General features: G+C 35.8%; 8 protein-coding genes. 3 read left to right on the top strand and 5 right to left on the bottom strand.

Translation table 11 applies throughout. The annotated features are described in order from the left end of the window. From X928_RS09955 to mnmG, 3 genes are all read left to right on the top strand, one after another. Positions 1 to 795: SIS domain-containing protein (locus tag X928_RS09955; RefSeq protein WP_103079610.1), on the top strand; the 795-nt coding region annotated here is incomplete at its 5' end. Positions 796 to 802: 7 nt separating this feature from the next. After that, on the top strand, positions 803 to 1,894 hold the full coding sequence (gene nagA, locus X928_RS09950; RefSeq protein WP_103079608.1) for an N-acetylglucosamine-6-phosphate deacetylase: 1,092 nt from the start codon (positions 803 to 805) through the stop codon (positions 1,892 to 1,894). Positions 1,895 to 2,103: 209 nt separating this feature from the next. Then, positions 2,104 to 3,981, top strand: a complete 1,878-nt coding sequence (gene mnmG / locus X928_RS09945; protein ID WP_103079607.1) for a tRNA uridine-5-carboxymethylaminomethyl(34) synthesis enzyme MnmG — start codon at positions 2,104 to 2,106, stop codon at positions 3,979 to 3,981. Between the two features lie 45 nt (positions 3,982 to 4,026). Here mnmG and X928_RS09940 read toward each other — a convergent pair whose 3' ends face one another. The 5 genes from X928_RS09940 to X928_RS09920 form a co-directional block, all read right to left on the bottom strand. Then, complete coding sequence (locus X928_RS09940) at positions 4,027 to 5,172, bottom strand: SBBP repeat-containing protein (RefSeq protein WP_103079606.1); 1,146 nt, start codon at positions 5,170 to 5,172, stop codon at positions 4,027 to 4,029. Between the two features lie 148 nt (positions 5,173 to 5,320). After that, positions 5,321 to 6,502: a glycine C-acetyltransferase gene (locus tag X928_RS09935; RefSeq protein WP_103065848.1), complete on the bottom strand. Its 1,182-nt coding sequence runs from the start codon at positions 6,500 to 6,502 to the stop codon at positions 5,321 to 5,323. Between the two features lie 2 nt (positions 6,503 to 6,504). Then, positions 6,505 to 7,557, bottom strand: coding sequence for an L-threonine 3-dehydrogenase (gene tdh / locus X928_RS09930; RefSeq protein WP_103065847.1), 1,053 nt, complete (start codon positions 7,555 to 7,557; stop codon positions 6,505 to 6,507). Positions 7,558 to 7,670: 113 nt separating this feature from the next. Then, positions 7,671 to 8,924, bottom strand: coding sequence for an RNA-guided endonuclease InsQ/TnpB family protein (locus X928_RS09925; protein ID WP_103079605.1), 1,254 nt, complete (start codon positions 8,922 to 8,924; stop codon positions 7,671 to 7,673). Positions 8,925 to 9,142: 218 nt separating this feature from the next. Further along, the gene (locus X928_RS09920) at positions 9,143 to 10,300 is read right to left on the bottom strand and encodes an amidohydrolase (RefSeq protein ID WP_103079604.1); all 1,158 of its coding nucleotides are present in this window, start codon (positions 10,298 to 10,300) and stop codon (positions 9,143 to 9,145) included. Between the last annotated feature and the right edge of the window lie 24 nt (positions 10,301 to 10,324).

Below are 10,324 nucleotides of genomic sequence, written 5' to 3'. Positions count from 1 at the left end.
ATAATGAAAGAAATATTGAACAAAAATGGCTATAAAGCAAAAGTGCTCACAGGTGGACATGTTATGCTTTTTGATGATATTCCTGACAGTGATGTTGCAATTTTAATAACCAGAACCGGTGAATCAACTGAAACTGTTCAAGCTGCAAAAAAATTAAGTCGAAGAGGTATTAAAACCATAGGAATAACGTCTTCAAAGAATTCTTCAATCACTCAACAATGTGAAGAAAATATAACTTTAGATTTTACTGAAGAAAAAAGCGTTGTTATGACCGGCTCTTTTGTTTTTATACTGGCAATGTTGCTGAATGGAATAGAAAAAAATGATTATTATAATTACAGTGAAAAAATCTTAGAAGATTCCGAAAAGATTATTGATCAATTAGCTTTAGAAAAGTATGAACATTTTGTTTTTCTTGGATACGATGAAAATTATGGCATTTCAAAAGAAGGCGCCCTTAAACTACAAGAGATGGCTTTACAATACGTTGAATACCATGAGCCTTTAGAGTACAGACATGGACCTATATCGACACTCACAAACAAAACGTTGGTTATCTTAAACTCAAAGGGCATGAAAGAAGAGAAAGAATTGATCGATGATATCGAAAGATTGGGAGGAAAAGTCTTATTGATTTCTGCTGATGGAGATGTAGAAATCCCAAACATGAAAGGATTTGAAGCCCCTTTAAGGCTCATTCCCATCCAGTATTTAGGTTACAAAAAGGCCATCCAAATGGGATACAATCCAGATTCACCCAAGAACCTTTCGAAATCTGTCAAATTGCGGGGGTGAGATAAATATGAAATTAGAAAACGTTTTAATTGTGGATCCTATAAACGGAGAGTATACCGGAGATATCGAAATAAAAGGCAAAACGATTTCTGGAGTTATAAGAAAAGATTATGGTTATAGAGATTTAGATGAGATCGTTATGCCTGGCTTTGTAGATCCACACACTCATGCACAAAAGGGTATAGATACGATGCATGCAACAAGGGAAGAGTTTAATAGTTGGGCAAAAAATAATTTTTCATATGGTGTAACTACTTTTTTGCCAACAACGGTCTCAGCTTCTAAAGAACAGATCTTAAAAGTTTTGGACAGTATAGAAGATGTGAATTCTTCAATCGAAGGGATTCATTTGGAAGGTCCATATATAAACGTAGAAAAAAAAGGAGCTCAGAACCCTCAGTATATAAGAAATCCTTCCTTGGAGGAACTAAAAGAGATAATTAACGATAAAGTAAAATTAATAACTATGGCACCAGAGGTTAACGGTTTTATTGAAGCAATAAATTATCTTAAAGAAAAGAATATAGTGATCTCCTTAGGTCATACTTCTGCGAATTTTGATATCTTCAAAAAAGCTTTCGAATCAGGAGTTAACAGAATCACCCATTTTTCAAACGCATTAACACCCCTACACCATAGAAACATAGGAGGAACAGGTTCTGGCTTTTATTTCGATTTTAATATAGAAATGATATGTGATGGGATTCACCTCTCTCCTGAGTTTGTAATGTTGGTATACAAAATAAAAGGGGCAGACAAAATTATATTGATAACCGACTCTATAGCCGCTGCAGGGTTACAAGACGGTGAATACGAATTAGGTGGTTTAACCGTCACTGTAAAAAACAACAAAGCAACACTTAGTGATGGAACGATCGCTGGGAGTACGCTACTTTTCAACGAAGGTGTCAAAAATTTTAAAAGATTTACCAATTGTACACTACAAGAACTTGCAAAGGTATCTTCATATAACGCACTTCAAGACCTACATATTTACGATAAGGGAAGGATTGAAGTTGGATACTACGCAAATCTTGTTATTTTAGACAAAGAATTGAACGTGAAAGGAACCATCTTCGAAGGTGAAAAGGTATTTTAAACATTGTGTGCTATAATAAAAAACAGAAAAGACAACTCTCCTTTTGAGGGGCTGCGGGTCAAAGCAGCCATAGTTCTCTATCCTTATGGGTGGGCTACGGGGCGAAGTGGCCATACTCTTTTATCCTTATAGGTGGGGAGCGGGGCAAGGGGCGCTAAAGAGAGTTTTTGAGTTTGTAAAGTCAAGTATAAAAAATGGAGGTATGATTTTTGGAAAACAAAGAAAACAATTTTGATGTTATTGTTGTAGGAGCAGGCCATGCCGGGATTGAAGCTGCTTTAGCTGCAGCTAAAATGGGAATGAATACTTTAATATTGAATATAAATTTAGACACTTTAGGATGGGCTCCTTGTAATCCTGCCATTGGAGGACCCGCTAAGGGTGTTGTAACCAGAGAGATAGATGCTTTAGGAGGAGTACAAGCGAAGGTAACAGATGAAACGATGATCAACATCCGAATGCTCAATACAAGCAAAGGTATTGCTGTTAGGGCTTTAAGAGCTCAAATCGACAAATACGATTACTCACGAAAAATGAAAGAAATCTTAGAAACCACAGACAATCTGATTCTGAGACACGGAATAGCGAAAAGTATTCTAGTAGAAAACGGTAAAATAATAGGGTTAGAAACAGAATTGGGAATGAAATACTTTGCCAAAGCCGTGATTTTAACTACAGGAACATTTTTGAGAGGTAAAATTTTTGTTGGTAGGAACACCTTCGAAGCTGGAAGAATGGGAGAACTTCCCGCAAATTCCTTGACATATTCTTTAATTAAAGAAGGTTTAGAAGTATCGAGATTTAAAACAGGGACACCTGCCAGGGTAAGAAAAGATTCTATCGATTTTTCTAAGTTTGACATTCAAGAAACCTCAGATGAACCTCTGTCCTTTTCCTATTGGAGTCAGCCAAAAGTCTTATCGAAGGATTATCCTTGTTATCTTGGAAGGACCAACAGCAAGACCCATGAAGTTATTAGAAGATACATTGCATTCTCCCCTTTGTATGGAGATGTGAAATTAATCCAGTCTAAAGGTCCTAGATATTGCCCTTCCATTGAAGATAAAGTTATGAAATTCAATAAGGATAGCCATCAATTTTTCCTTGAACCGGAATCCAAACATTCTAAAGAGATCTATTTGAATGGATTGAGTACGAGTTTACCTTTTGAAGCGCAGATTGAGATTTTGAAGACTATACCTGGTTTAGAAAATGCTATAATTGAAAGGCCCGCTTATGCCGTTGAGTATGATTTTGTAAATCCAAATCAGTTGAAACACAACCTTGAAACTAAAAAAATAGAAGGATTATTCTTAGCTGGCCAGATTAATGGTACAAGTGGTTACGAAGAAGCCGCAGGTCAAGGACTTCTGGCAGGAATTAATGCTGCTCTAAAAATTAGAGGAGAAGAACCTTTTGTTCTTGACAGGTCCGAGGCTTACCTTGGGGTTCTTATAGACGACATAATCACTAAAGGAGTCGATGAACCATACAGACTACTGACTTCCCGAGCTGAATACAGGTTGTTACTCAGACATGATAATGCTCATTTAAGGTTGTATAAGTATGGATACAAATACGGTTTACTGAGCAAAGAACAATATGAACAACTTCACAGATTGGAAAACCTAATAAATCAACAAATAGAGAGATTGGAACAAGTTAAAGTATCACCTAATCAAGTTAACAATATTCTTGCCTCAAAAGGTTCTTCGAAAATCACCCATCCTGTTCACCTGGGTGAATTACTAAAAAGAAGTGAAATATCATACAACGATTTAAAACATTTAGATGAGGAAGCAATTGAGGATAATGAAATTATCGAACAAATAGACATTCATTTTAAATACACTGGATATTTTCAAAGGATGCAAGATGAGATTACGAAAATGAAAGAGCTTGAAAAAGAAAAGATACCGAAAGAAATAAATTATGACGAAATTAACAATATTGCCTACGAAGCGAAGGAAAAATTAAAAAAGATCAAGCCAGAAACCTTTGGGCAACTTCTAAGAATACCTGGCATAAATCCCTCTGATGCCATAAACTTAAGGATTTATTTGAAACAAAAAGACAAAATAAGATAAATAAAATAACAACCGCCCCAATAAGACAGGGGGCGGTTTAAAAATTTATCTTACGGTGTATTTTAATATAAAGACATCTTTCTGAGCATCTGCACCCAGATCTAATGATTGAGAATATCCTGCAACATAGAGGTTTCCATTATTATCAATATCGAGGGCATAAGCAATATCGTCACCATATCCACCAAGAGATTTTTCGCTCAGTAAATTACCGTTATTATCGTATTCCAGTATAGCAAAATCTTTGTCGCCGTTCAGGGTTGTAACGTATCCTGCAACGTATATATTTCCATTGGGACCTACAGCAACTGCATAACCGTGATCACTTTCAATATCTCCATAAAAACCTTCCCACAAAATATTTCCTTCAGGGTTAACCTTTACAACATAGATATCTGACCATTTTGAATCCCATGAACCTTCATAACCAACTGCTACGTAGCCTCCAGATACTTCTTTAACATCGAAGCCTCTAGCATAATCTCTTGGAGCAAAAACTTTGGTCCAGATTTCTTCTCCATTGGGATCAACCTTAGCCAGATAAAATTGGGTCTTATTTTCAAATAATTGTACTACCGTGCCTGCAATGATGAAATTACCGTCTGAAGTTTTTTGAATACTCAAAGGTTTAGTATCAGAGCCAGCAACAAAGTAAGGAAGCCACTTTTCAAATACAACTTTTCCTTCTTTATTCAATTTTACCATTTTTCCTCGCATGTTTAATGTATCAGGATCGGAACCATAGCCTACTACAACATAGCCATCCTCTACTTCTACAACAGCTGAACCTTTGTCGTTACCTAGTTTATTAATGTTCGTAGAGAATTTGTTGTTACCTATTTTTGAAACGTAGAAATCTGAATCACTTCCGTAAGAATTCGATGTTCCAACCAAGAGCATATCACCATCAGAAGTTAAAATTCCTTGATTTGCCCAATCGTTGTAATTTCCACCTAACTTGTTTTCATAAACTACGTTACCCTCTTGATCGAATTCCAAAATTAAAATATCTTCGTTGAATCCTTTTTCATTGGTGTATCCAAAAAGATATACCCCCTCATCTGTAGATTTTACATCGAAGATCTCCTGAGATCCACCAAGGGTGTATACTCTTCCCCAATCAAGGGTTAAAGAAGCCATCGCAAAAAGAGATACTGTTAACACCAATACCAAAACAATTTTTGATTTCACCACAATCCCTCCTATCTTTATATATTTTACTACCTATAGAATCTCTAAAACTTACTTTAAATCTAATTTCTAAATTTAAAATTATTGAAATTACAAAAAACATTTTCTTATTTATTATATCATAAAAATTTAAAAATTACACAACAATTTATAGAACACCAAAACTTTTACCTATTTTTTCAAATTTACTTAAAGCATAGTCTAAGTCTTCTGTACTGTGTAAAGCACTTATCATTACCCTTATTCTGGCTTTCCCTTTTGGAACGGTGGGGTAAACTATGCTAGATGCAAAAATACCTTCTTCATATAGTTTTGAGCTAAATTCTTTTGTTTTCTTTTCATCATAGATCATAACCGGGGTTATAGGGGTTTCAGTAACTCCGATATCATACCCCATTTCTTTTAGCTTACTTTGAAAATATTTGGCGTTATCCCAAAGTTTTTTTACTAACTCATTAGATTCATAAAGTGTTTTCGTTGCTTCTAAAGCTGCAGCCGTTTCTGCTGGTGACAAAGAACTAGAGAATAGAAATGGTCTTGCTTGTTGTTTTAAATAATCGATTAATATCTTTTTACCTGCGACGAATCCACCCACAACTCCAAAGGCTTTAGATAAAGTTCCAATTTCTATATCCACTTCGTCCGTCAAATTGAAATGATCCGCTATTCCCCTACCGTTTTCTCCTAATACTCCTTCTCCATGTGCATCATCCACCATTACTAAAGCATCATATTTTTTGGCTAGTTCCACAATTCCTGGAAGAGGTGCAATATCTCCATCCATGCTAAAAACACCATCAGTTATAATTAATTTTCTTCTACAATTATCTTTTTGTGCCTTAACCAATTGCTCTTCCAAGGAGTTTAAGTCTTTATGTTTCCATATGTATCTTTTTGCCTTCGATAACCTAACCCCATCTATTATGCTTGCGTGATTAAGTTCATCTGATAAAATACCATCTTCCTCATTTGTTATAGTAGGAATAACAGCTTGATTTGCGTTAAATCCAGATTGAACAACGAGAGTTGCCTCTACTTTTTTGAATTCCGCTAGCTTTTTTTCTAATTCTTCGTGAATCTTCATAGTCCCAGCTATTGTTCTAACTGCACCTGGACCTACACCCCAGTTTTTAATCGCATTAATAGCAGCTTCTTTAAGCCTTTCGTTGTTTGCCAAACCCAAATAATTGTTAGAACACATATTTAAAACCTTTTTACCATTGATATTGATCCAAGCGCCTTGTGCACTTTCAAGTGTTCTTATGGTGATAAGTAAACCAGAGTCTTCGAGCTTTTTCAACTCTTCTCTCAATTGTTCATAAAAATCCATAATCAAACCTCCTCCTCTTTTGTAACGTTTAAAACTATCTTACCGCTTTTCCCACTGGCCATCAATTCGAAAGCTTCTTCAAAATTTTCAAAGTCAAATTCATGCGTAACGACTTTACTTAAATCCAATTTATGATATTTCAGCCAGTTTATAGCCATATACCACGTTTCAAACATCTTTCTTCCAGTAATCGTGTGAATAGTAAGATTTTTAAAAACTGCGGTATTCATTTCAAACTTTATCTTGCTTTCAGGATAAACCCCTAAGATAGATGCCACTCCTGTGCTTTTTAATGATTTTATACCATCATTCAAAGCGTTTTCATTTCCTGACATTTCAAGAAAGACATCTGCTCCCAATCCAGAGGTTATTTTTAATACTTCTTCAACTACAGACTTCTCCTTCGGATTTATAACTAAATCAGCCCCTAAAGATTTTGCCATATTGATCCTGTAATCAGAAGGTTCACTTACTATAATGAAAGCTGCTCCGGATAATTTGGCAATTTCTATCGCCATAGCGCCAATAGGTCCCGCTCCGGCAATTAAAACTACTTTACCTCTAAGATCGGCTGCAGTTGTTGTAAAAATCGCATTTCCCAAAGGTTCCATCACAGATGCATATTTTAAAGGTATACTTTCGTCGATTTTTATCAAAACTGTATCTGGTAGAACGGCGTATTCAGAAAAAACGCCATCTCTATCTACTCCTAAGATCTTTAAATTCTGGCATACATGCATATTTCCTGTTCTACACTGATGACAATAACCACAAGGTATATGACTGTCTGAAACAACTAAATCTCCAGGTTTAACGCTTTTAACTTCATTTCCAACTTCGATTACCCTTCCAACAAATTCATGGCCATCGATTTGTGGGAATTGCTTAATTCGGTCTTTTGCCCAATCATTCCATTCGTAAATATGTACATCAGTCCCACATATTGATACTTTCAAAATTTTAATCTTTACATCGTGTGGAGATTGTAAAGATGTTTCTTCTACTTCCATTAAGGATAATCCTTTTCCTGGTTTCGATTTTTCAATAGCCTTCATTTTTTCACTCCCCTTTAAGAAAATAACTACTATATATAGTTTAACTCACCTTAAACTTCCCCATGCCTGAAAACAGCCTCACGGCAAATAAGGACAGGGGATTTCAAAGAAGTTTAGCTTAAAACCCTTATTCTTTGGGGCTGGTTTAAACAGCCTCTAGCCTGTAGGAGGGTTAAGTCCATCAGGTTACTTTTGCGAAGTATGTTTAATGCACCGTTGCAATCAGCATTAATAATTGTGCCTTGACAAGTTTTATATTGCCCTCTGGATATGCGTTTTCCGCTAAAGCTGTATGCCTGCGGATTATCGGCATTGTAAACAGGAATATCATCATTGGCGAAAAAGTCAGCCTTTGAAGTATAGCTTTCTTCCTGCTCAATGTAGTTAATTCCATAACGCTCACAAAGGGACTTGATTTTAAGGCGCAAATTACCATGTGATATTTGGACAAACTTTTGGTTATTGCTCTTACCAAGATTGATATTACGTTTCCAGTCAGGGTTATAACCTACGACAATATTGCCAATATCGTTTTCGATACAGTAGTTAACGATAATCCTTGCAGTTTTGTTCATATAATAGTTAAGACGGTTATTACGTTTCTTGGTATTGATATATTGGCGATGGGTTATGCCCTTAATCTCTTGCTTGTCCTTGATAGACTGCAACCTTGCGTTTTCTTTGTTATACCACTGGTTAATTGATTTTAATCTTTTACCGTCCACGATAAAGGACGCCCCAGTGTTTGTAATACAAGTTGCGAGGTTGTCAAGCCCAAAGTCTATAGCAAGAGCGTTACCTGTATTAAGGTTTAGGTTTTCTTCTTCCTGAACGTATACAAATTCAATATCAAAGAATTTACAGTTGTGCTTAGGGAAGATACGGATTTCTTTTACTTGCTTTTTGTTTAACCTTTCAGGAAACGGAAGTTTAACTTCTCCAAATTCCTTTTTGAAGGCAATGGACATAGGCACGGTAAAATAACCGTCCTTAACCTTGAAACGCGGGATAATCAGCATAAAGTATCCATCTTTTGGAAGATAATGCGGAAGTCGAATGTCTGAAAACCTGTAATTGCCCTCTTTAGCCTTAGAAATAAGTGCAAAGAAAGACTTAAAGTTGCGGTCGACTACTTTCATGGTTTGTTGCGCAATGTCTGTATTAAGAAGTTGATAGTTTTCGTTTTCTTTACAGATATGGTAGGCTGATTCGTAGCGTAAATACTTTTTCTCTGTAAAGTAATATTGGCGAACAGCATATAGAGTTGAGTTATACAGGTTTTTAGACAGCTTACATAATTCTTTAAGGGCAATATATTCTTGTTTGTTTAAATTTCTTAATTGATTCTTCTGGGTACGATACGTAATATCACCTCATTCCAATAGCATTATAACATGTTTTGGTAGGAATGTAATTATTAAGCGAAAAGAAAGGAGAATGGTGCTCCTCCCTATGAATGAATCCAGGGGTATCCGCACCAAATATTTCGATGAAATTTTTTTCAAACCTCAGGAGAGTAGTTTATAGGCAAAAATAGACAATAATAGGTGATTATGGTTAATTAAAACAAAATTAGCGAGTAATTTTACGATTCATAAACCACAGTTCCATTTATCAGTGTCTTTTCTACAATGCTTCTGGGGTCAAAAGGATGACCGCTCCACAAAACCAAATCTGCGTCCTTGCTTTCATCAATAGTTCCTAAACGTTTTTCTATCTTTAGAATTTTAGCTGGATTTATCGTTAACATTTTTAGCAAGTCTTCTTCCTTGGCTCCATACCTTAAGGCAGTAGCTGCTTGTATTGAAGCGTGTTCTAAATGAGTTACTGGGTGGTCTGACATCAATGCAGCCAAGATTCCCTTCTCATTAATTATTCTTATCGACTCAAACCGCATATCCCTTGTTTCCAATTTTGTTCTAAAACCTAGTAGAGGTCCCAAAATCAACGGAATATTTTTTTCTTTAATAAAATCAGGGATTTTATAAGCCTCTGTTGCATGTTCGATAACAAGGTCAAACCCAAATTCTTCGGATAACCTTATCGCCGTTAAAATATCGTCTTTTCTGTGTGCATGAATCCTTGCTGGAATTTTCTTTTTCAGGACTTTTTCACCAATTTCAAATTTGATATCAGTTTCATTGAAAGATTTACCTTCTTTTTCTGCGGTTTTCTTCTTTTCAATATAGTTTCTAACTTTTGTAAAATAATCTCTAATTACTGCTGCATTTCCTAACCTAGTAGATGGAGTTTTGTTGAAAGAGCCATAGACTCTTTTAGGATTTTCTCCCAAAGCCATTTTAAGCCCAGCAGGTTCTCTTAAAATAGTTTCATCGGTTATTTGAGCATTTAACTTTAATATGGCCCCCTGTCCTCCAATAGGGTTGGCACTACCTGGTACTATCATCACTGTTGTAACTCCCCCAGATAGAGCTCTTTTTATAGCAGCGTCTTCCGGATAAAAGGCATCAATCGCCCTAACTTGTGGGGTAATAGGGTCTGTCGCTTCATTTCCATCTTGGTAAGAAGCTCCAACACCTTCTTCAAATAAACCAATATGGGAATGAGCATCGATAAATCCTGGAAAGATATACTTGTTTGTTGCATCTATCACCTCGTCTGCTTTAACTTGTAGATCTTTCCCTATTTGCTTGATTGTACCATCTTCTATCAAAATATCTCCAACAAATGGTTCTCTGGAAATAGGATAAATGTATCCGTTTTTCAATAAAAGTGTTTTCATAAAAATATTCCCCCTTTTAGTATT

The organism is Petrotoga miotherma DSM 10691 (genome assembly GCF_002895605.1).
In the GTDB taxonomy this organism is placed as follows: Bacteria; Thermotogota; Thermotogae; order Petrotogales; family Petrotogaceae; genus Petrotoga; species Petrotoga miotherma.
The sequence above is the reverse complement of the archived record's forward strand: the minus strand, read 5'-3'. Positions and strand labels throughout refer to the sequence as shown.

Excerpts from the sequence above, each read along its gene's own strand:
- nagA (WP_103079608.1), top strand. The coding sequence starts at position 803 with ATGAAATTAGAAAACGTTTTAATTGTGGATCCTATAAACGGAGAGTAT.
- X928_RS09935 (WP_103065848.1), bottom strand. The coding sequence starts at position 6,502 with ATGGATTTTTATGAACAATTGAGAGAAGAGTTGAAAAAGCTCGAAGAC.
- tdh (WP_103065847.1), bottom strand. The coding sequence starts at position 7,557 with ATGAAGGCTATTGAAAAATCGAAACCAGGAAAAGGATTATCCTTAATG.
- X928_RS09920 (WP_103079604.1), bottom strand. The coding sequence starts at position 10,300 with ATGAAAACACTTTTATTGAAAAACGGATACATTTATCCTATTTCCAGA.